The organism is Cytobacillus sp. OWB-43, from assembly GCF_034651445.1.
GTDB lineage: Bacteria > Bacillota > Bacilli > Bacillales > Cytobacillaceae > Cytobacillus > Cytobacillus kochii.
The window spans coordinates 82,505-104,805 of record NZ_JAYEFF010000003.1 but is presented as its reverse complement, the minus strand read 5'-3'; the positions used below and the strand labels follow the sequence as shown (position 1 = coordinate 104,805).

The 22,301-nt window shown below is 36.7% G+C and carries 27 protein-coding genes; 4 read left to right on the top strand and 23 right to left on the bottom strand.

Annotation, left to right across the window (positions count from 1 at the left end; translation table 11 throughout):
- Positions 1-15 precede the first annotated feature (15 nt).
- The 5 genes from hisD to U9M49_RS13160 all read right to left on the bottom strand — a co-directional run bounded on the left by hisD (position 16) and on the right by U9M49_RS13160 (position 4,429).
- Positions 16-1,299 (bottom strand): histidinol dehydrogenase, encoded by a 1,284-nt coding sequence (hisD, locus tag U9M49_RS13175; RefSeq protein WP_322910071.1) that lies wholly within the window; start codon positions 1,297-1,299, stop codon positions 16-18.
- Positions 1,300-1,508: 209 nt separating this feature from the next.
- Entirely contained in the window at positions 1,509-2,492 is a 984-nt protein-coding gene (locus U9M49_RS13170; protein ID WP_095370346.1) for a LacI family DNA-binding transcriptional regulator, read from the bottom strand.
- Positions 2,493-2,637: 145 nt separating this feature from the next.
- Positions 2,638-3,180 carry a signal peptidase I gene (gene lepB, locus U9M49_RS13165; RefSeq protein ID WP_095370347.1) on the bottom strand — a complete coding sequence of 181 codons (543 nt, stop codon included), beginning with the start codon at positions 3,178-3,180 and terminating at the stop codon, positions 2,638-2,640.
- 81 nt (positions 3,181-3,261) lie between these two features.
- Positions 3,262-3,447, bottom strand: a complete 186-nt coding sequence (locus U9M49_RS22695; RefSeq protein WP_218971972.1) for a cysteine-rich CWC family protein — start codon at positions 3,445-3,447, stop codon at positions 3,262-3,264.
- A gap of 103 nt (positions 3,448-3,550) precedes the next feature.
- A complete protein-coding gene (locus tag U9M49_RS13160) occupies positions 3,551-4,429 on the bottom strand; it encodes a helix-turn-helix domain-containing protein (protein WP_307317190.1) in 879 nt (292 codons plus the stop codon).
- Between the two features lie 403 nt (positions 4,430-4,832).
- Here U9M49_RS13160 and U9M49_RS13155 point away from each other — a divergent pair, with 403 nt between their 5' ends.
- Positions 4,833-5,852, top strand: a complete 1,020-nt coding sequence (locus U9M49_RS13155; RefSeq protein WP_322909948.1) for a beta-carotene 15,15'-monooxygenase — start codon at positions 4,833-4,835, stop codon at positions 5,850-5,852.
- 62 nt (positions 5,853-5,914) lie between these two features.
- On the opposite strand, the gene U9M49_RS13150 is transcribed toward U9M49_RS13155, so the two are convergent.
- The 5 genes from U9M49_RS13150 to U9M49_RS13130 form a co-directional block, all read right to left on the bottom strand.
- Positions 5,915-7,111, bottom strand: a complete 1,197-nt coding sequence (locus tag U9M49_RS13150; protein WP_095370351.1) for a PLP-dependent aminotransferase family protein — start codon at positions 7,109-7,111, stop codon at positions 5,915-5,917.
- A 35-nt stretch (positions 7,112-7,146) separates the two neighbouring features.
- Complete coding sequence (locus U9M49_RS13145; RefSeq protein WP_095370352.1) at positions 7,147-7,923, bottom strand: ABC transporter ATP-binding protein; 777 nt, start codon at positions 7,921-7,923, stop codon at positions 7,147-7,149.
- A gap of 1 nt (position 7,924) precedes the next feature.
- The gene (locus U9M49_RS13140; RefSeq protein WP_095370353.1) at positions 7,925-8,722 is read right to left on the bottom strand and encodes an ABC transporter permease; all 798 of its coding nucleotides are present in this window, start codon (positions 8,720-8,722) and stop codon (positions 7,925-7,927) included.
- Positions 8,723-8,833: 111 nt separating this feature from the next.
- Positions 8,834-9,823, bottom strand: coding sequence for an ABC transporter substrate-binding protein (locus U9M49_RS13135; protein ID WP_095370354.1), 990 nt, complete (start codon positions 9,821-9,823; stop codon positions 8,834-8,836).
- 29 nt (positions 9,824-9,852) lie between these two features.
- Positions 9,853-10,947 carry an iron-containing alcohol dehydrogenase family protein gene (locus tag U9M49_RS13130; protein WP_095370355.1) on the bottom strand — a complete coding sequence of 365 codons (1,095 nt, stop codon included), beginning with the start codon at positions 10,945-10,947 and terminating at the stop codon, positions 9,853-9,855.
- Positions 10,948-11,256: 309 nt separating this feature from the next.
- Here U9M49_RS13130 and U9M49_RS13125 point away from each other — a divergent pair, with 309 nt between their 5' ends.
- Positions 11,257-12,144, top strand: coding sequence for a carbohydrate kinase family protein (locus U9M49_RS13125; protein ID WP_157733776.1), 888 nt, complete (start codon positions 11,257-11,259; stop codon positions 12,142-12,144).
- A 429-nt stretch (positions 12,145-12,573) separates the two neighbouring features.
- On the opposite strand, the gene U9M49_RS13120 is transcribed toward U9M49_RS13125, so the two are convergent.
- The 11 genes from U9M49_RS13120 to U9M49_RS13070 all read right to left on the bottom strand — a co-directional run bounded on the left by U9M49_RS13120 (position 12,574) and on the right by U9M49_RS13070 (position 20,243).
- The gene (locus U9M49_RS13120; RefSeq protein WP_095370357.1) at positions 12,574-13,350 is read right to left on the bottom strand and encodes a sulfite exporter TauE/SafE family protein; all 777 of its coding nucleotides are present in this window, start codon (positions 13,348-13,350) and stop codon (positions 12,574-12,576) included.
- Positions 13,351-13,418: 68 nt separating this feature from the next.
- Complete coding sequence (locus tag U9M49_RS13115) at positions 13,419-14,546, bottom strand: MBL fold metallo-hydrolase (protein WP_095370358.1); 1,128 nt, start codon at positions 14,544-14,546, stop codon at positions 13,419-13,421.
- Between the two features lie 70 nt (positions 14,547-14,616).
- Entirely contained in the window at positions 14,617-15,186 is a 570-nt protein-coding gene (locus U9M49_RS13110) for a sulfurtransferase TusA family protein (RefSeq protein ID WP_095370359.1), read from the bottom strand.
- A gap of 52 nt (positions 15,187-15,238) precedes the next feature.
- A complete protein-coding gene (locus tag U9M49_RS13105) occupies positions 15,239-15,535 on the bottom strand; it encodes a rhodanese-like domain-containing protein (protein WP_095370360.1) in 297 nt (98 codons plus the stop codon).
- Between the two features lie 15 nt (positions 15,536-15,550).
- The gene (locus tag U9M49_RS13100; protein WP_095370361.1) at positions 15,551-15,907 is read right to left on the bottom strand and encodes a rhodanese-like domain-containing protein; all 357 of its coding nucleotides are present in this window, start codon (positions 15,905-15,907) and stop codon (positions 15,551-15,553) included.
- Between the two features lie 18 nt (positions 15,908-15,925).
- The gene (locus U9M49_RS13095) at positions 15,926-16,405 is read right to left on the bottom strand and encodes a DsrE/DsrF/DrsH-like family protein (RefSeq protein ID WP_095370362.1); all 480 of its coding nucleotides are present in this window, start codon (positions 16,403-16,405) and stop codon (positions 15,926-15,928) included.
- 13 nt (positions 16,406-16,418) lie between these two features.
- Positions 16,419-16,646, bottom strand: coding sequence for a sulfurtransferase TusA family protein (locus U9M49_RS13090; RefSeq protein ID WP_095370363.1), 228 nt, complete (start codon positions 16,644-16,646; stop codon positions 16,419-16,421).
- 78 nt (positions 16,647-16,724) lie between these two features.
- Positions 16,725-16,982 (bottom strand): metal-sensitive transcriptional regulator, encoded by a 258-nt coding sequence (locus U9M49_RS13085; protein ID WP_095370364.1) that lies wholly within the window; start codon positions 16,980-16,982, stop codon positions 16,725-16,727.
- A gap of 74 nt (positions 16,983-17,056) precedes the next feature.
- On the bottom strand, positions 17,057-17,680 hold the full coding sequence (locus U9M49_RS13080) for a M15 family metallopeptidase (protein ID WP_322909947.1): 624 nt from the start codon (positions 17,678-17,680) through the stop codon (positions 17,057-17,059).
- Positions 17,681-18,105: 425 nt separating this feature from the next.
- Entirely contained in the window at positions 18,106-18,990 is an 885-nt protein-coding gene (locus U9M49_RS13075) for an AraC family transcriptional regulator (RefSeq protein ID WP_095370367.1), read from the bottom strand.
- A 689-nt stretch (positions 18,991-19,679) separates the two neighbouring features.
- The gene (locus tag U9M49_RS13070) at positions 19,680-20,243 is read right to left on the bottom strand and encodes a DNA-3-methyladenine glycosylase I (protein ID WP_322909946.1); all 564 of its coding nucleotides are present in this window, start codon (positions 20,241-20,243) and stop codon (positions 19,680-19,682) included.
- A 251-nt stretch (positions 20,244-20,494) separates the two neighbouring features.
- Between U9M49_RS13070 and U9M49_RS13065 the strand changes: the two genes are divergently transcribed.
- Positions 20,495-20,875: a hypothetical protein gene (locus tag U9M49_RS13065; RefSeq protein WP_095370369.1), complete on the top strand. Its 381-nt coding sequence runs from the start codon at positions 20,495-20,497 to the stop codon at positions 20,873-20,875.
- A gap of 61 nt (positions 20,876-20,936) precedes the next feature.
- Here U9M49_RS13065 and U9M49_RS13060 read toward each other — a convergent pair whose 3' ends face one another.
- Together U9M49_RS13060 and U9M49_RS13055 are read right to left on the bottom strand one after the other, a co-directional pair.
- Complete coding sequence (locus U9M49_RS13060; RefSeq protein ID WP_322909945.1) at positions 20,937-21,575, bottom strand: O-methyltransferase; 639 nt, start codon at positions 21,573-21,575, stop codon at positions 20,937-20,939.
- Positions 21,562-21,882, bottom strand: a complete 321-nt coding sequence (locus tag U9M49_RS13055) for a hypothetical protein (protein WP_095370371.1) — start codon at positions 21,880-21,882, stop codon at positions 21,562-21,564. The genes U9M49_RS13060 and U9M49_RS13055 overlap by 14 nt, the downstream gene beginning before the upstream one ends.
- Before the next feature lie 170 nt (positions 21,883-22,052).
- Between U9M49_RS13055 and U9M49_RS13050 the strand changes: the two genes are divergently transcribed.
- The coding region (locus tag U9M49_RS13050) for a hypothetical protein (protein WP_322909944.1) at positions 22,053-22,301 on the top strand (249 nt) is incomplete at its 3' end.

Genomic DNA, 22,301 nt, shown 5'->3' with positions numbered 1-22,301 from the left:
AAGTTAAAAGCTCATTTACTGTTGATTTCCGTATCTTCTCACACGTAGTAAAGCTTGTTCTGCATGACCTGCGAAATTCTCTAATTGACATAAACGTGCAGCATATTCACCAATATAGGCACTTTGTTCTTTTGATGTTACCTTTTGATAGGTCACTGTTTTAAGAAACTTTCCTACCCACAAGCCACCAGTATACTTCGCTGCCCCTTTTGTTGGTAGTGTATGGTTGGTACCAATCACCTTATCACCGTACGCTACATTCGTTTCTGGTCCTAAGAACAAGCAGCCATAATTCGTCATATTCTCTAAAAAGAAGTCTGGGTTTTTCGTTAATATCTCTACATGTTCAAATGCAAGTCTATCTGCTTCTTTTAAAGCTTCCTGTTCGTCCTCAACTAAAAGGATTTGTCCATAATCATTCCAAGAAACACGTGCTACATCAGCAGTCGGTAATATCTTTAATTGGCGTTCAATTTCTTTCACTGTTTCCTCTGCAATTTTTTTAGAGGTAGTTATTAATGCACCTGGAGATGTCGGTCCATGCTCTCCTTGACCTAATAAGTCAGTAGCAATCATTTCAGGATCGCTGGTTTCATCAGCCACGACTAGTGTTTCCGTAGGTCCAGCGAATAAATCGATACCCACGCGACCATATAATTGACGTTTGGCTTCTGCAACAAAAGCATTTCCTGGACCAACAATCATATCAACCGCTTCCATTGTTTCCGTGCCAATTGCCATACCAGCCATTGCCTGGATGCCACCTAAAATATAAATTTCATCTGCTCCTGCTTTATGCATAGCGTACACAGTTGCTGCAGGGATTTCACCATTGATGGGAGGAGTGCAAGCGATGACCCTTTTTACGCCAGCAACTTTTGCAGTTAAAACACTCATATGTGCTGAAGCCACCATTGGATAACGTCCACCTGGAATATAACAACCTACACTATTAACTGAAATATTCTTATGACCTAAAATAACACCTGGCATTGTTTCAACTTCAATGTCTTTCATTGATTTTCTTTGCTCTTCGGCAAAATTTCTAATGTTATTTTGAGCAAACTCAATATCTAAAATAGTTTGTTCAGGAATCGAAGCGCAAATCTCCTCTATTTGTTGCTTACTTAAACGAAAAGTTTCTGGAGTCCATTTATCAAATTTTTCCGATAGTTCTTTTAAAGCCTGATCCCCTTCTCTTTCAATTTTATTAATTGTGTTTCTTACAATCTCAGAAACTTTTAAATCTTCTTGTTGAATATCCTCTTCTACTTTTCCTCGTTTTAGGTAAATGACCATCATTAATTTCCTCACTTTCTGGATTTTTGCATACGTATGCAAAAGCATTCAAAAAAATATATCATTCCATTTTGCATACGTATGCAAAGGTTATGAAATAGATGATAAATGAAGCGTTTTCATTTGTCAAATATATATTTTGTTATTTTCCTATATTCAGAAATTTTTACATAAAGAAAAATCCTTGGGCTGCAAGGACTTTCCTTCTTTTATTTTGTCGTTTGACGATGGATAAACTTACCTTGAACCTTTACTGTCTTATGTCCGGTTTCCCGCTGATTTCGTTCAAGAAGGCGAATGGTTTCATCTACCATCTCTTCAATAGGTTGAACCCATGTAGAAAGATTATAATTAGGCCAAGAGGACATTTTGATATCATCAAAACCAATCACCATTGTCTGTTCTGGCACCTTTATTTCCTTGCTTTTCAATGCATCAAGAGCACCTAATGCCGTAATATCATTAGCCCCAAATATCACATCTGGTACATAATCTTTTTCAATCAATTCTTTTGTTAAGAAAAAGGCTCTCTCGTATGTATAGTCACCTTCAAGAATCTCGACGGGGATTCCTTTGTTTTTGAAGTAATTAACAAAACCTTCTTGTCTTTCCTGACTAGTTGATGTATTTATTTTACCTGTAATAAAGACGATTTTTTCACAGTACAGGTGATCGACATATTTTGCTATTTCATTTGCTGCATTGATATTATCACAACTGACAGAATTACACTCAAGATTCTTATCATAGCGATTAAACAATGTCACGGGAATATGATTATTTTTTAGTTTAGTCACGATGTTAGATGAGAGCATTGCATCTGTAATTATAATCCCCTCGACATTATATTCAAGAAAGTGATTGATTTCTTCTTGCTGTATCTCTTCATTTTCTGTATAGACAAATAAAACTGAATATCCCTTCGCTTTTAGCTTGTTCGTAAAAATCCCTAATACTTCATGGTAAAATGGGTTTTGAATATCCTTCATTGCTAATCCAATCATATTTGTTCGTTTCGTTATAAGACTTCGTGCAAGAGCATTCGGCTGATAGTTTAACTGCTCAGCCACCTCAAGCACTCGCTGTCTTGTCTTCTCGGACACACTTGCACCTGGAGTAAATACTCTTGATACAGTTGACTGCGAAACATTTGCCAACCTCGCCACTTCTATCGCCGATACTATCCTTTTCACTGTTTTTTCGACCCCTAATCCTTTTGATATGTTATAGTTTAACATTTTTTCGAGTGAATGTTAGAACCCTAACATGACGTTATCAATAAAGTTCTATTCACGAAAAAAACCTAGCGGATCAATAAACTAGGTTTTTCCTTCTCCCTTATTTAACGACCTCCATATGATCCATCGGCCAAATAACCGCTTTGGCTTTCCCAAGGATTCTTTCTTCAGAGATGACACCTATGACCCTACTATCAAGACTTCGTTTTCGATTATCTCCTAATACAAAATAATGCCCCTCAGGAACAACGGTTTGACTTACTTTCGTATCTTTGAGCTCAAAATCATCTGTAAGCATGCCTCTTTCTAGTGCTTCTTTTAACTCATCTAAATAAGGTTCATCGTATTCCTTACCATTTATGTATAAATGATCATTTTCATAGGTAATTTCATCTCCTGGCAGGCCAATTACTCTTTTAATAAAATTACGCTCTCCATCACTATCAAACACTACAATATCAAAGCGATCAGGTTCACCTAATTTACTCATAACAACTCGGCTTTGGTCATGTAATGTCGGTTCCATTGAAGCCCCATCTACAACGACAGGAGAAAAGATGAAAATACGGATAAGAAAAGAAATAATTAGTGCAATTATCAATGCTTTGATCCACTCAAACATTTCAGTTCGGACTTTTTGCACACACAATACCTCCTAATATTTCTCCATTTTCTATTCGCTATCAGGCGAGCAAACTCCTCCTGAATGTAAAATATATACATCTCACTTGTTATATTTTCTTATACATCTCTCACAAACACAACTTTTTCCCCTATTCTCCTGAGGAATTAATTCTAAGAGCGTTTGTGGGATACCACCAATATGGAAGCACCAACAATTCTTGAGCTTGCTCTCTTCAAGCCCACAGTTGTTTTGCTCACCGCAAACTGGACATTGTTGTTTATTCATCATTTCACCTCTCACCCAATACTACTCAGCTTTTATTATGGCATAAACAGGAGATGAAGTTCACAGAAAAAATAGGAAAAGCATGTAGCCTTTCCTTTAGCATCTATTCACTAAAATCAAGATTTTGCGGTTCTTTTGGTAGACTCTCTTGAAAAGAAAGGTTCGTTGTTGGCACATGTTCACTGACTTCTACTAATTGAAACCCATCCATCCAGACCTTCCCTTTTCCAATGAGTAATACCCCGAAATGAATGGACATACTCTCTTCAGGCACATCTAATACAATGGTATAATGATTCCACTCATTTGTACCCGTAATAGGGCGATTATCCATATTATCGAACTGTAGTACATCACCATTATTGTCATCTACTCTCATCCAAGCCCCACATTTCTCTACATCTTCCGTCTTTATATAACATGTTAGTTTCAGTCTTTTCCCTCTATATTTCTCAGCTTGGAACTGTTGCATAATAGTAGCGAATTGCTGGCTATTCACATCACTAATATTTTTAAGTAGAGCAGATTGATGCCCAGTATGGAAAGTTTGTTGATCCAATGTCATTTGATAATGTTCTGGGGCGCTTCCACTTAATATCCAGCCATGAATAATTGTTTCTTTCGTCATCTTATTGTTCTCCTCCTTTAAATGGATAAGACTAAATAACTTACGGTACTTGCCCGGTGGTAGAGAATAAATCTCTTTAAAAGCTCTCGTAAAAGCCTCTTGAGATTGAAAATGAAGCAAAAAAGCAATCGAAAGAATAGATTCATCACTTTCTATTAATAACGACACTGCTAAAGCAAGCCTACGAAAACGAATATATTCACCAATTGTCCGACCTGTTTCTTGTTTGAATACCCTTATTAGATGAAACTTGGAATATCCTACATTCCTTGTTAAATCATCAAGTTGAATCTTATCTAGTAGATGCGTTTCTATAAAGCAAATTGTTTTTTGCGTCGTTTCACTATACTGCACTCTCACTCACCTCACCTTTATTTTACGATAGTTGATTGAGGTTTTTTTGATGGGGATTGCTAAAATAATTAATTATTATCCTACAGGGGGAATTTATTCGATGGTTACTTGTTGCTCATATATTGTAAATAAATGTTTAAAAAGTAGAATCAATATGAACTTCTTTTATAGAAGTTCTTCCCCGTCCGAAAACGCGAAACTCAAAGACTTCTGATTAAACACTTTAAATGACAAAAGGATTAGTCCTTTATTTTACGGCTCTGTTTTCTTTTGTACTTTCCCTTCAAATCAGTACTTCAATTATCCTGCTCATGAGGGCTATTACTATCAGTTTACTTCATTTTTTATTTGGAAGCCCTCTCTGTTCATATGGTATAATTTAACTAAATGGGAGTGATAAGACATGAAAACCATAAGCAAAGGGAAGTATCTATGGCTTTTCTTATTAATGGCGGTTCTCTTTTTCAATACCCTTCTATATCAGACCTCAGTTGGTGCATTGATTCTACCGGCAAATGCGCAAGACGTTGTTTTAGGTTCATTGATTGACTTCATGATCATGTTTCCATTATTTTCCATGTTATATAAAGGGAAGTTTTCTTTAAAATCTGCATTGTTACTTTGTGCGAGTGGCTGCCTTTTGGCAAGATTGATTATACCAGCGGAATTGCTGGCGCCATATTCCTCTTTTGTATGGGGCGTTATTTTAATCGAGGGTATATTTATTTCTTTAGAACTTTTACTTATTGTAACCTTTATAAAGTATATGCCAAAAATTATTAAGGAAGTAAAACAAAGCTCATTACCTACTGTGTTCTCATATTCAAATGCTGTTGATCACTACACAAAGAAGTATCAGATTATTCGTATTGTTTGTTCGGAATGTTTGATGTTCTATTATGCTTTTGCTAGTTGGAAAAAAACACCGCGAGAGGGAATAACACTTTATAAAAACTCCAGTTATATTGCTTTTCAGATAATGCTTATCCATGCCATCCTCATTGAAACTATCGCGATTCATTGGTTAATCCATCAATATTCTATCGTTTTATCAATGATCCTATTTATCAGCAATGTGTATGCTGTTATTTTTTTCATTGGTGACATACAAGCAATGAAATTAAACCCTATTTATTATCAAAACGGTACTCTATACCTATCACTCGGAATAGTGAAACGAGTGGTTATTCCAATTGAAAATATTAAAACACTGATGGAGGAAAAATCAGTACTTCAAGGGAAATTCTCAAAGGATACCGTTGAATTTATGACTAGAGATTTAGAAAAAGTGTACCCAGATATCATTCTAGAACTAAAGGAACCTGTTCATGTAACTTATTTTATGGGATTTAAGAAAGCCTATAAAAAAGTAGCGATTCGCTCTGATTCTCCTTTACAGTTGAAAGAGTGGCTCACTTTATAAATCACCTTCCCACCTTCAAACCTAAAAAGAGCGTGCACCTCAGGATTGTGCACGCTCCTAGCTTATTTATTGATCTCTTCTGCCACTACATGACTTAGAATTTCGATTCCCTTTTTAATTTCCTCTTTACTCGCATAGCTAAATGATAAACGTAAGAAGCTTTTGCCTTCATCTTGGTGTAAGAAGAAGTATTGGCCAGGTACGTATGCTACGCCTGCTTTTTTCGCTTTCGCAAGCATAGCCGTTGTATCGACCCCAGGCACTTCAATCCACATAAAGTAGCCACCTTCTGGGCGGTACCATTTCACACCCTCAGGCATAAAATGAATCAATGCTTCGTATAAAATGACTGCTTTTTCTTCATATTTTTCTGTTAGTAAAACAGAACGATGGGCTAAATTCACTTTTTCTAGATAAGCAGACATTACCGACTGGGCAAAGGGATGCTCTAAATCCTTCTTGAACCAGAAAAGCGCTTCTATCCACTCACTATGTGCAGCGATCCAGCCAATACGCATGCCTGGAGCGACTATTTTCGATAGCGAGCCGACATAAAACACACGATCCTCTTCATCTAATGATTTTAATGTTGTTGGACTCTCTCCAAACGCAAGCTCCCCGTAAGCATCATCTTCAAGAATGAGAAAATCATACTCTTTTGCTAGTTTGATTAATTTCTCCCGCCTAGCGAAAGATAACGTCGTGCCTGTTGGATTCTGGAAGGTTGGAATTGTATAGAGAAGCTTTGGAAGAGGTTCTTCCTTCTTCGTCCGTTCGATTAATATACCTTCCAATTGTTTCGTGTCCAAACCATCTGCATCAATAGGGATTGTGATGATGTTTTTCGTGTAATTTTGGAAGATTTCCAATGCCTCCATATAAGTCGGTGACTCGACGATAATGAAGGCATTTTCATCTAATAAAATACGAGCAATAAGATCGATGGCCTGACAAGCACCTGAAGTCACAAGTACTTCATCCTCTTGCACTTCCATCTTTCGTTCGTTCATACGCTCAATCAATTGTGTTTTTAATTGATCAATTCTTGGACTACCAATATAGTGAAGCGGCAAATCTTGTTCTTCTGTCAATAATCGGTCTGTAGCTTCCTTTAATTCAGTTGACGGAACAAGGTTAGCAGCCGGATAACCTGAGTTCAGGCGAATACATCCTTCCGGTACTGCCGACATCCATGACCCTGGAGGTATATTGCTGAGGGCCTGCTTAACGACCTCAGGGAAATAGGCTTCTCTCTTCAATTGTACCAAGCACCTTTCTGTTTTCATTTATAAAATTAAATAGATTTTAAGCTTTCTTCTCGTATTAATGATAACAGTTCTTCTTTGTATTGTGCGAATTGATTTGTCGCTTTCACACTAAAGTCTCTTGGTCTAGCAATATCAATCGGCACCTTTTTCTTCAGCCTTCCTGGTCTAGCTGTCATTACATAAACCGAATCAGCTAGAAAAATTGATTCATCGACATCATGCGTAATAAAGAGAATCGTTTTCTTCGACTTTTCCCATGCCTTTAATAAAACCTCTTGCATAATATTTCTTGTTTGCGCATCAAGTGCACCAAACGGTTCATCCATCAATAATACCTTCGGGTCATTTGCTAACGCACGAGCGATGGCCACACGCTGTTTCATCCCTCCAGAAAGTTGAACAGGATAATGATTCTCAAATCCCTCTAATCCAATTAATTGAAGATAATGGCGAGCGAGATCATCTCTTTCCTTTTGTTTTGCTCCCTTTAATTTTAAGCCAAAAGAAATATTTTCTTTCACCGTCAACCAAGGATATAGAGTATACGATTGGAATACCATGCCCCTATCTGGGCCAGGCCCATCGATAGGTTGGCCATCTAATAATACCTCACCAGTTGTCGCTTCTTCTAAACCAGCAACAATTCTTAATACCGTTGATTTACCACAACCGGAGGGACCAAGAATCGTGACAAATTCACCATCATCAATGGTAAAAGATGTTTTTTGTAGTGCGGTTGTGTCGCCGCTTTTTGTTCTAAATATTTTATCCACATCTTTAATTTCAAGCTTCGGTGTAGTCATATTACAATCCTTCCTTTCTCATCCATGAAAAAGATTTACGGTAAATCCATTTAAAGATGAGGTCAGTCAATAATCCTAATAAACCAATAATCAAAATACCAACAATAATTTTATCAGGTTGTAGGAATCTTGATGCCTGCATAATCATATAGCCGATTCCACTGGAAGCACCAACAATCTCTGCCACAACTAAATAAGTCCACGCCCATCCAAATGTAATTCTTAATGTATCAACAATCCCAGGCATGGTTGCCGGGAGTATTACTCTCGTAAATACTTGTAACTTAGAAGCACCTAATGTATAAGAAACATCAATTAAATCATTATGCACATTCTTTGTTACATCCATGATCATTAGCGTTAATTGAAAGAAAGTTCCGAGAAAGATAACACTCATTTTTTGCGTTTCTCCAAGACCAATCCATAAAATTAATAATGGAATAAACGCTGAAGCTGGCATATAACGAATAAAACCAATGAGTGGCTCAAATGCGCCTTGCATAATTTTTAGAGAACCCATTAATATCCCAAGTGGTACACCAATTAAGGCTGCCACTAAGAAACCGACTAATACTCTTGAAAAACTAATGCCTATATCTGAAAGAAGATTTCCATTGGTAAATAAATCTATGCCTGTAGTTAATACCGCCGTAGGTGTTGGTAAAAACAACGGGTTAACGAGCCCAGTATAAGTAATCCCTGCCCATATTCCTAATACAATAAGAAAAGTGATAATGCCCACTGATGAATAAAGGGACTTTGGAATATCTTTATTCGGGGTTAATAATTTTCCTAACATTTTTTCTCACCCATTTTCTAATTTTTCCTTCTTCAACCAATTACCAGAGATAAAAATAACCTGAGCCTAACCGCTGACTGCTTGCGGTTAGGCTCCAAATGATTCATATCATTACTTGATAAAAGTGGGGTTAATAATATCTTCTGCTGCTGGTTCAGCTGTAATAATCTCTTGTTCTTTATAGAACTTTGCCGCGTTTTCAGTCGATTGGTAAATGCCGCCTTTAGCGTCTTCTGTACCAAATAATTCCTTATTCGCCTCATTATCCAAGAACTTTAATCCTTCTGCCGTTGCAACAAATTCTTCTACATCAATTTTTAAGCCTTTTGCCATGATTTCATTCGCTTCATCTTCGTTTTCTTTCCAGTAGTCCATTGCTTGACCCATGGCTGTTACAAATGCTTGTACATCTTCAGGACGCTCTTCAATGACTTTTTCCGTGAAACTAACTGTATCAACAATAATACCAGGAAGATCTTTCGTTGTTAGTAATACTTTACCGTTCGCTTCAGAACCGTTAGATAACCAAGGCTCCCATGTAACTGCTGCGTCTACTTTACCAGCTGCAAATGCTGCTCCTGCATCCCCAGCAGACATTGGTACAACTTCAACATCTTTTTCAGTTAAGCCTCCATCTTTTAGTGCGGTTAAAGCTAACATATGACTTGTAGACCCGACTTCAAAAGCAACTTGCTTGCCTTTTAAGTCACTGATTTCTTTAATATCATCTTTGACTAAAATACCGTCTCCACCGTAAGAATCATCCAATAACCATACCACATTTAAAGGAATATCTGATGCAGCTAATGATACTTGCACATCAAGTGCAGTTGCCATTCCATCGATTTGTCCGCTTGCTAGGGCTTGTTTTCTTTCTCCAAGACCTTCAACAATTGAAAGTTCAACATCTATTCCATTCTCTTCAAAATAGCCTTTTTCTTTTGCTAAAAATAGCGGTCCATAACCTGTCCATGTTGGTAAAGTAACTTTTAATGGTTCTTTGTTTTCGCCAGAACCCTCTTCAGATTCACCAGATCCGCCGCAAGCAGCTAATGTTACAGCAAGGACCATCATTGTGATTGCTAAAAACCATTTTTTCATGACTTATTTTCCTCCATTAACCATTCTATTTATTTTTTTAACATGTCTTTTCCGTATTCATCTGCTTGCTTGACAGCTGTGATAACCATATCTGGTGTCACCGCAAATGGCATATTCTCCATATCTTCAATAGTCACTGAAACGTCTCCAAGTTCCTGCCACTGTGATTCAGACAATTCAGGCACATTCATTTGCTGTAGTGTATATGGTAGATTCACTTTTTGATAGTAAGCAATTAACTCTTTGATTTCGCTTTCTTCTTCATTTTCCATTGCTAGCATCGATAAAATACCAAAAGCAACAATTTCACCATGATACGTTTCATGTATTTCTGGAAATATCGTCAACCCAGAGTAAATGGCATGCGCACCTGCAGTTCGACAATCATCACCGCCGTACCCACTTACACTTCCACTAATTAACAGAATCGCATCAATCATATCTTCAAGCTCAGTTGACAATTCCTTATTTTTCATAGATGTAACTGATTGCTCACCGATTGCTAACATCGTTTTGTATAACTGATTAGCAATAGCAATCGCTGTTTGATTCCTTGCATTTGGTGTTGCTTTTTTAACTGAAGTCTTCGTTTCGAACCACTTAGCTAACGTATCACCAATTCCAGCAATCAGATATCTAACAGGCGAGTGCAAAATAACTGTTGAGTCAACAACAACCATTTCTGGCACCTTCGCATCTCGACTGATGGCAAGAAATTCACCTTGTTCACTATATGTAATCCAAATAGGAGTCGTTGCTGCGCATGTTGCTGCAATCGTCGGGATTGCAACAAGAGGTTTATTTACGTGTGCGGCTACTGCCTTAACAGTATCAATCGCTTTCCCTCCACCACATACAAGGATGACATCATAATCGATTGTACTGAGTTCTTCTATTAATCTCTCAACATTTTCTCTAGAAGATTCTCCACCGTACCAAATGGAAGCATCCAGTGTCATTCCCTCATTATTGAAACTGTCTCTTATATGACTTTCCACTATTTCACGACTCTTTATCCCACCAATAAGGACGACTTTTTCTCCAAATTTCTTTACATTACTGCCAATTTTCATAAGTGCGTTTGGCTCTCTTATATACTCCGGTGTACCTACTGTTATTTTCATTAGAAAGAACCCTTTCTATCCAATTGCATAGATATGAATATTTATTAATTTTATTTAATCAATATACGACTTTCCACCTAAGCTGTCAATGAAAAATTGTGATTTTACCCTGATAAAATTTGTTGTACCAGTCAGTTTTTAATTAATATAAATAAAGTGATTTTTCTAAGTTCTTATAAAGATAACTTTTTGAAAATAAAAACGAATGGTTTGTGGAAAAAGTGGAGGACATTTAGCAGCTTGGAAGGCAGAGATAAATACAAAGTTATAGTATAATCAGCCTTATCAAAAACGATGGGAGACCTGTTTGTGAAAAGTAAAGGTGTGATTTCTTTCGGTGAAGTAATCATGGATCGCATTATTTCACCTAATAGCCAATCATTCATGAAAGTAGGAGGAGCAACCGCTAATGTAGCCATCCGTCTAGCTAGGAAAAGTGTTCCTACCTTTTATATGACAAAAATAGGTACTGATGAGCATAGTCAATATGCCAAACAGCAATTAGAAGATGAAGGTATCAATATGTCTGGTACCATTACTTCAGTTAATAAAAAGTTATGTATAGTATCAATTGTGCAAGAGGATGGAGAGCGTGAATTTCAATCTTACGAAAATGACACCCCTCATATATGGTTAGAAGCAGACGAGTTGAATGAAAGCATCTATCAAAAAACGCATATCTCCTATTTCGGTTCCGGGACGCTTTTTCATGACATCGCAAAGAAGACAAGCTTGAAAGCACTTGAATTAGCAAAGAAATATCAGCATTTCATCGTCATGGATGCAAATATCCGTTTAAAGAGATGGAAGAATGAATCAGATTGTAGAAAGACAATCAATTCCTTTTTAAAAGAGGCAGATCTAATTAAAATGACGGAGGAAGAGCTGCTATTTCTTTGTAAAGCCAAAGATTATAGAACAGCATTACAACAGCTTTCTTCATGGTCTAATCAGTGGATACTGATTACTAGGGGTCGTTTAGGTGCAACATTACTTCATAAAGAGAAGAGTATAACCGTTGAAGCACCTACCGTAGATGTTGTTGACACAACTGGAGCAGGAGATGCCTTCTTATCAAGTATTTTGCACGATATTTATTATCACGGGATTCCATCAAACGAGCTGGAATGGAAACATGTACTCCTTCGAGCAAATACAGAAGGAGCACATGCTGTTTCTATTTTCGGTGCTTATTAAATAGTCTACTCTTTTAAAGCAAAGACAATCATAAGCTGAGGCAGAGTGGGTAATGCCTCTTCATTTATATTGAACTTGGGATGATGGTTTAGGATAGCGACTATTTTCACTTCATCCCAACATTTACAATTGCAACAACCTTCCCTTTATATAAATCCAAAATCTTTTAGCTCACGTTGAAGGTTCTAGCTCGGAAAAAGTATCCTTTCAAACGGTTCATGAACCTTTACCTTTAGAAACTTTCGGGATGATTATATATGGGAGACTTCCATGGTATGAAATGACATGTTTAATAATGGATGAAGCATTAGTTCGTTATCTACTCAAATTGCGCCGCGCTCAGCTTCTACTTTTGCTTCAAATGCGGCGATTCCCTACTCAATTTCGTATCATTCTGAAAGCAGTGATTCATCGGCTTATTACTACCTTTCAAAATATATCTACCCATATTTTCACAGCTGTAGCTAGTATTAATAATGCGAGAATCATTTGCAGCACTTTCGTATTCATTTTTTTACCTGCCATTGCACCTAAAGGTGAAGCAATTAAACTAGCAATAACCATGATGATTGCCGGATAATAGTCAACTTGCCCAGTAGTGACTTTTCCAACAGTTGCACCAATGGATGATATTAAGGTAATAGCAAGAGAAGAAGCAATCGTCATTTTTGTTGGGATTCTTAATACGGTTAACATAATCGGGACTAATAAAAAGGCACCTGCAGCCCCAACAATCCCTGCTGCCACACCGACGACAAGCGCAAGAGCTGCCGCTAACCATTTATTAAAAGTCACTTGATCAAATGGGATATCATCTAATCCCTTTTTAGGTATAAACATCATGACTGCAGCAATTAAAGCTAGTATACCGTATACGAGATTAATGCCACCTTCTGACATGAGCTTCGATCCATAACCGCCTATAAAACTACCTATTAAAATACTAGCCCCCATATAAATGATTAATGTTTTATTCAAATATCCACCTTTACGATATGCCCAAACCCCGCCAATCGTAGCGAAGAAAACCTGGACAGCACTAATACCTGACACTTCATGCGCAGTAAAAGTCGCGACACCTAGTAATGGTGGAATATATAATAGCATCGGATATTTAATGATAGAACCACCGATACCAAGTAATCCTGATAAGTAAGAGCCAATAAAACCAATTAAAAATATCGTCACAATAAATGCTAAATCCATTATGCTCATCTCCTTAAAGCTGACCTAAAAAAGGGACCAATCTCCGGTCCCTCTATATGAATATTTCTTTATCTCACCGCACAGCGATTGGGTCCAATCTCCATCTCTCTTTGTTTATCATTATCTGGAGTGATTTTCCCCATATTTGTTTGACGTATTTCTTGATACGCATTGGGTTGCGGTGGGAGATTTTCAGTGACAATCTTTCTAAATTCACTTTCGTCCTCAATATTTAACCCATGGTTCTGTTTAAAAAGAACACCTAATTTTTTGGCAACACTGCCATCATCATTCAATTCATCAATCATCATAAAATGGGCAGGTAAAACGATGAGTTCACTTGATAGTTGTTTATATCGCTTATATAAACTCTCACGTAAATCTCCAACCCAGTCATCTGCAAGCCCAGCTAAATCGGGTCTACCGATAGAATCAATAAACAATATATCGCCTGTTAATAAATACCGTTCATCTACGACAAATGAAGTCGAGCCAATGGTATGTCCCGGTGAATAAAGAGCATGAATATTGATAGATGTTTCCCCAATTTTCACTTCACTACCATCTTCTAGTTTGGCATAATTGAATGTTACTTCCCCTGCATCTTTAGGTGGTAACCAATAAACAGCGTCCATCTTTGCTGCGATGTCACGTCCGCCAGAAATATGGTCTGCATGTAAATGCGTATCAAAAACATGCGTAATTTTCACCTTTTTTTCTTTGGCAAAATCAAGATATACATCTATCATTCTCGTAGCATCGATAATTGCTGCTTCACCATCTGAAATGACCATATAAGATAGACAGCCTTTACCCATACGGACGAATTGATACATTTCTCCTCCTGTACTCAATTCCCCTACTTTAACAGGCTCTAAATGCTCACTCCACGCTTTCATTCCACCTTCTAAATAACTGACCTCCAACCCTTCATCTGATAGCATCTCCGCCACCATGATAGAAGAGCCTTCTTTCGCACATACAACTAAGATAGCTTGATCTTTAGGCAGCTGCTCAATGATTCCTTCTACACCGTCTAATAGGTCAAAGTAAGGTATATTCAAATAGTTAAAATCATGACCTTCTACCTTCCAATCTTGAAAATCAGCTTCATTACGAACATCTAGAATAAATAATGGCTCTTTATTTACTACCATCGTTGTTAATTCACTTGCTTTCATTTTATTAAAAGACATCATTATACCCCCAATGGTATTTATTATTTCAAAATTTTTTGTGCTACAACCATATTTTCATTTATTATTTTTAAATTCCTTCCACTTTCCCATTCCAACTATTCATACCTGGCACAACATTGACTGCTTTAAATTCCTTACTTTCTAAAAGTTGTGCTGCCATATCACTTCGGTTACCGGTACGACAAATAACATAAATAGGCTCATCTTGATTAAGTTTATTTAGTTCTTGCTGCAAACGTCCAAAAGGTACAGATAACGCACCAGGTATGTGACCAAAAGCATACTCCGCTTCTTCTCGAACATCTAGAATCTGTATAGACTCCCCGTTAGCGATTTTCTCTTTCAGCTCATCATTCTTAATGACATGTGGATGGTGCCGTTCTGGTTGCTCCTCATAATCAGAAGCCTTACGAACATAATGCTTTAGTACTTCCCCTTCCTCTACAGTACCTAGATATTGATGTCCTGTACTTTCAGACCAAGCTTTGAGGTCAGCTTTAGACCCTTTGTCAGTTGCTAGAATTTCCATTACTTGCCCTGCCTCTAATTCCTTCATGGCCTTTTTTGTCCGGACAATTGGCATCGGACAAGCTAACCCTTTTGCGTCGACTGTTTGATTTGCTTTCACTTCATTCATCTCTTTGGCCCTCCTTATATACCTATATGGGTATATTTAAATGTAAAAAAAATTATACTACCTTGCCATCCCATGCGAGCATTCCACCTGACATGTTCTTCACACGATAACCATGTTGTTCTAATAAAGCTGTTGCTTGCCCACTTCTTGCCCCTGAACGACAAACCATTATATAATCTTTTGATTTATCTAATTCATGCATTCTGAACTCTAATAATCGTAATGGTATATGAATGGCTGATGGAATTTTTCCTTGTTCTACTTCTTCCACTTCTCTTACATCCACAATGCTCACATCATAGTTGTTTTGCAAGAGGTCTTTGACACTTTCTGATGATACTTGAATCATAATAAAACTCCTCTCTTACCAGGCATTCATCCCGCCTTTTATATTTGTGATTTTTGTATACCCTAGTTTCTTCAATTGTTTCGCTGCTTGCATACTCCTCAAACCACTTTGACAAATGACTACTACTTCTTTGTCTTTGTTTAAATTCTCTGCTTGATCCTTCAATTGCTGCAACGGAATGTTTTGGAAAGAAGGAATAGACCTACCTTTAAACTCTGAATGAGTTCGAACATCAACAAACTGTTTTTCCTTATCTTTTAGCACCATTCGTAAATCGGCAGTTGAAATCTGCTTTATTCCTTTCACTGATATAAAACGTGTAAGAAAAAAGGCAGTAATAAAGAATAAAAGGACATAATTGATCATTTCCATTTCATATCCCCCTATTGATTAGATAAATAAATTCACATTCCCATCTTCAGCATCTGCTAAATAAGCAGCTACACCTGCATACTCAATACCGTCTAATAATTCCTCCTGTTGTAACCCCAACAAATCCATTGTCATTGTACAAGCAACCAGTTTGATATCTTGTTCTTGTGCCATTTCAATTAAATTAGGGAGAGGGACTGCATTATGTTTTTTCATCACATTTTTAATTAATTTTGGGCCCATACCTGCAAAGTGCATATTAGATAGCCCCATGTTATCGGCACCTCTAGGCATCATTTTTGCAAACATCTTTTCCATAAAACCTTTTTTTACTGGTACTAACTCTTCTTTTCTTAAAGCATTTAGTCCCCAAAAAGTGTGAAAAATTGTTACTTCATGATCGTAAGCTGCTGCACCATTAGCAATAATGTAAGCCGCCATAGCTTTATCATAGTCCCCACTAAATAAGATAATAGTTGTTTTTTTCTTTTCTACCATAATAGCCTCCTTCTTACCCTTTTTTAATCCAGAATTTAAAAACATTATTTTCTTCAGTATGATCGACTAATTCATGGCCACCAGATTTAGCCCATGCTGTTAGATCACTTTTTGCTCCTTTATCTGTTGCGTGAATTTCTAAAACCTCACCACTTTGCATGTCATTCATTGCCTTTTTCGTTTTCACAATCGGCATTGGACACGCGAGCCCTTTGGCATCTAATACTTTGTTTGCATTCATTATTATTTCCTCCTTTTTGATATACACATACCCCTATAGGTATAATAAAAGATAAAAAAATATATTGTCAAGAGAACTCTATCTACTTTTTACTAACATCGATACAGCCTCTTTTACCATTTCTTCATTACTTGATCCTTCAGTCCCATTTAGTACGCATTCAACTAAATTATTGCTGACGATTAAACCAATCGTCCGATCTGCTGCAGAACGAACAGCTGAGAGTTGTGTTACAATTTCCCGACAATCTTTATTATCTTCCATCATTTTTACGATACCGCGTAATTGTCCTTCCATTCGTTTTACACGGTTGATCATTTGTCGATTATATTTCATTAATGCCTCCCTCCTTACAACAACCATCATATACCCCTATAGGTATAATGTCAAATGGAAGTAAAAAGAAAATATTAAATTTCTAATATCCCTCTAAAATATTGTTTTACTCCAACCTTATTTGCCCAGCTTTTTGTTCCATATTCATAATGCCACCACTCATCTATATTCGAGATGAAACCAGCATTCAACATCGTTCTTTTTAATAGTTTTCTATTGGCTAGGTAAATATTTTCGAGCGAGGTCAATGGTTTTTTTTCCTCAAAATAATCTAACTGCGACCTTTCATGAAATTCATCAAATTCACTTCCCATTGGTAACAGCCCATTGCCATCAAATAAGGTAAGGTCAACTGCTCCACCACTTAAATGCGGAGAAGGGTGATCAACATCTTTTGTAGGCTTAGCCACATATTTTGCTAGTTCCCTTTCTAAAGAAACACCTTGAAACCCCTTTAGCATTAACTCCTTCTTTGTTGCTTCATAAATGGCAAGCTGTGTTTCAAAAGAGCGCCATCCATCCCATACGTGAACCCCGATTCCTTCCGGTAGAAAAGTAACTACTTTCAAAAGTTGAGTAGCAACCTCACTTCTCACATAGCATTCGTTATGAGTACCGTTTAGTCCCATTTTGTAGTAGTACGGTTCAATTTTAATTCTTTCCGATAAACGAGAGAGCGGCACCATTCGTTCGGTCATTCTTTGTTCACCTCTTTTCACGTCATTTTCTATATTTAATTTAGTAGCTTCTCGTCTCTGTTATTCTTAAAAGTCATCTTTAAGCATCTCAAAGATTCATGTCCTAATTTACCAAAAGTAAATTAGGACATACACACTTTGCTTGACAATTCCCTACTTATTTTTGGGGTGTGATCTGGTTGACTTTCCACCCAGTTGTATTTGTTTTTCCTGTTTCCTTTTTCAAAATTTTCCATCTCATCCTGCTGATTTTCAGTCTGGATGTTTTATCATTTATTTATTCGTTACTTATCGCCATTACCCTTTCTAGTCATTTCATTTTCTTTCCTCATTGGCTCCAACATTTACTGAAACATTAACCAGAGATTTTTCACATGTGCCAGCTTCATCTTTCTGATACTATGTGATCGTTTTTCTTGAATATATTACACAGAACTGTTCTGTGTCACTGGTATCCAAATAGCTGTTTTCACTTGATCAGCAGATAAGTCTTTAGTTTGGATAGAGACAATTTCAGGTCCTTCAAGTTGTTGGTAGTTAGTTGAAGGAAACCATTCTGCGTATATTCTTCCCCAAGCTTCTTGCAATGTCTTTGGAAATGGGCCGATTGTTTCAAAAATTGCCCATTCCATAGCTGGCACTTCAAGTGCTGAATATCCTTCCACTTTATTTGAGATAGAAGCAACACCAATATAATGATCGAGCTCTCCTTTTTCTTCCATTCTTCCTTCAGAAAAATTGGTTGAGGCTTGGATGATGCCATTTGGTTCAACATTTGATAATGTTAATAGCTGTTGAATCTTTTTCTCATCTAGTTGATGCCACATTTCTTTAATTGCTGGATTTACACCCTTAAATACAATTGGTACTCTTTTTTGTAATCCGATAATCCAAAAAGCCTCTTTTTTTACGATATGATAATCCATTTCTACTCCTCCCTGTATGATTAATTGGAAGGTCATCTTAGGAAAAACTTTTAAAACATGTTGATTATGTCTTACCATTCTTGGAGTAACTCCATGAAATGAATAAAATGCTCTAGAAAAGGCATCAGCGGAACGATATCCATATTTTACAGCGATATCTATTACTTTCAGATTCACATGATCTTGTATATCTATTGCTGCTAATGTTAAACGTCTTTTTCTTATATACTCAGATAAGGGCATACCCGCTAAGAAAGAAAAAGTTCTTTTAAAATGATAAAGTGAACACCCAGCTACCCTAGCCATCTCTTTTTCATTCATTTGTTCAGTTAAATTTTTTTCGATGTAAGCTAGAGCATCATTTAACCCTTTCATTTGATTCATTATCTGACCTCCCATAAATATAGAATAGCAACAGATACTAAGTAAGAGTCCGACAATTCTTGCACTAATATTATCGGGAAGAAGTTATCCTCCAAGTTTTGGGATTGGGGATTTGTCCTAGCTAAGCGGAAGCCCATCTCACTTGAAGATGTCGATATTTCTGTTGAGACAAAGTTTTTACGAATGAGGTATTAGAAGGACTCACTGCATTCGGAAAAGATATCGATGAGAAAATGATAGATAGTAAAGGCATGCCTATTGAGCCGGAAGTGAATACCTTAATCCATCCAACCTTAATCGAGAAATATGAACGTGCTTGGAAGAGCTATTAAAATAGAATATCTTACACTCACTCTTAAGTAGTTTTGTCCTTTCTCTACCTTTTTTTCATATGAAAGACGTTTTATTACATCTTAGTTTCCTCGTTGCTTGAATGAATACGGAATTTATATTCTTATATATCTGTTGTTATTCGTTCAAGCAAACTTGTTTACGATTATTCTTTGCTACTATCAAGAAGATGGATTTTCTAATTGCATGCCTAATTTTGAACTCCTATTCCTGATTAATTCAGTAGCAATAATAAATATAGAATGAGCTGGTTGGTTTAAATTTTCGTTAAGGTTACCACTTAAATAGCTTTACTTTTATTGTTATAAATGAGAAAAGGAATGACAGTCGCCATCCCTTTATTTTCCTACTGATTCGTAGCATATACAATTAGTCACATGATCATTAACCATTCCCACAGCCTGCATAAAACTATATATGGTTACAGGACCTACAAATTTAAATCCCTTCTTTTTTAAATCTTTACTTATCTGGCTAGATAATTCCGTTTGAGCAGGGACTTGATCTTCGGATTTCCACTCATTCTGATAAGGTATATGATCTACATAGCTCCAAATGTACGCTGCAAAGCTGCCGTATGTTTTTTGAACTTCCAATAAAACGCGAGCATTATTTCTAACTGATTGTAGTTTGGCTAAATGCTTAATCACACCGTGGTTCTCTTTAATGGCTAATAGGTCGGCGTCTGTTAAACTTGCACAATATTCAATATCAAAATTATGGAACGCCTCATGGTAGTTAGCTCTTTTAGATAGAACAATCTGCCAAGATAGACCTGCCTGAGCACCTTCCAATGAAAGCATTTCAAACAAATAGCGATCATCTTTACTAGGAATACCCCATTCCTTATCATGATAAGTCTGCATTAATTGATTGCTATTTGACCAAGAACATCTATACATATATATGCCTCACTTTTTTTCTTTGACTATAACATTGTTTAATGGTCATTGCATGTATAAGAAAGACAAGATTATTTTACTAAAATATAATTCCTACTTTATACCCTCAATCAAAAGAGGCGTAAGGTTAGGGAGCTCATCCTAATCGATAAAGCAAGCATGATAACATACGATTCGGCATATTTACCATAAAATACTGATAGGATAAACAGGAAATTATTTTACAATTCGAACAGAAAAGAGGAATGGCGATGAGTAAAGTAAAAGCTTCTCTATGTGCATTATTAGTTATTTGTCTTATCCCTATTACTGCTACGGCTAGTAGTGGATGGGATTATTTAGGTGAACAGAGTTTATCAAGTAACGGAGCAGAAAGTGAAATTTATGCTTCTACTGGTGGCGACTATATGATTTGCCGTGATAACTATGTTGGTCCAAAAGGAAAAGTGAAAGTAGAGTTATGGGAGTACGATCCCGAAAGCTATAATGATTATGTCGGCTATCGCAATATTGCAAGGGGAGAATGCGGGATTTTCCGTAGTATCGGTAAATTTGTTGACGGAGGAAATGAAGCAGAATTTTTCGCTAAATCTCGTACCAGTAGTAATATTCATTTAATTTTTTACGATTAATAAGCAAAAAGTGCGCGCCGGCTTACGAGGTAAGAAGCTGGTGAGCACTTTTATCTATGGGTTATCTTTTCACCCTTGAAATGGTTAAACCATCTCCTATTGGAATTAAAGTAGACTCTAGTTGAGGATGACTAGCGACTATTTGATTAAATCTCTTCATATTTTCTGTATAACGTTTAGGTTCACTACTTTCATCCGCTACACTTCCATTTGCAAGTACATTATCACAGACGATTAATGCACCATCCTTTGCAAGCTTAATACAAGCAATTAAATAATTTTCATAGTTTTCTTTATCGGCATCAATAAAGAAGAAATCAAATTGTCTCCGTTCCTCTTCAAGTACTGCTAAACTTGTAAGAGCTGGACCTACGATATAAGATACTTGCTCATTAAACCCCGCTTTAGCTAAATTGCCTGAAGCTAGTTCGGCATAGCTTTCTTTTATTTCTAAAGATGTTAGTTCTCCCGACTTCCCAAATCCTCGTGCTAAACAAATGCCACTGTATCCACCGAGCGCACCAATTTCTAGAACATTCTTTGCTCCTGATGTTGATACGAGCAATGTTAAAAGCTTCCCGGTAGAAGGAGAGACAGAAATGGCTCTCATTCCATTTTCATTAATTGATTGAAGTACCTCCTCTAGGAGCTCATCGTATTGATAAAACACCTTATCAATATATCGATTAATTTGTTTCATGCTCATCCCCCTTATCCGTATTCAGTTCTGACTCTCTCGCTAATTCGTTCAAATGAAAATGATGGATGTATTCTTCAATAATCATATCTATTGCTCTCAACTCTCCCACTAATATAGGGTTAATGGTCTGCAATTCTGGTGATGTTAATTGTTTCTTCAAAATCGATTCCTTGAGCCTTAAGCTCTCTAAAAAAGTGAGCGCTCGTCCTCTACGAAATGTTTTAGCCCCCTCTTTATGCGGGCGGTTTCTTTTGCCCCTTCGCTCACCTCTAGGATGATCCTCGAATTCACTTTGTTTATCTTTCATTATCTCACCTCCTTCGTACATTACAATTGTATACAAACGTATACAATTAAGTCAATCTAGATTATATGGGTGACTGTTAGTAGCTAGTGAATGTTCACTTGCCTTTTTCTTGAGTCATCCCTCTCACACATGCTACCATTAAAAGTGACATAAATTGGAGGCTGTGACTATTGACAATACAAATAGAAGAACATTTACAGCAAATAACTGAAAGAATCATTACTCAAAAACCTTTATTAGCAGAAAAGCGACATATAGCAGCTAATCAATCCTATACAAAGAAAACACAAGTGGATATCAAACTTTGGCGAGAAAAGTTAATAAATATTTATGCTCAATCTATCTCAACATCCGAAGAGCACACGTTTTTAACGTTAATATATTTTTGTTTTTTTTGTTTTTTTTTTTGTGATTTTGTT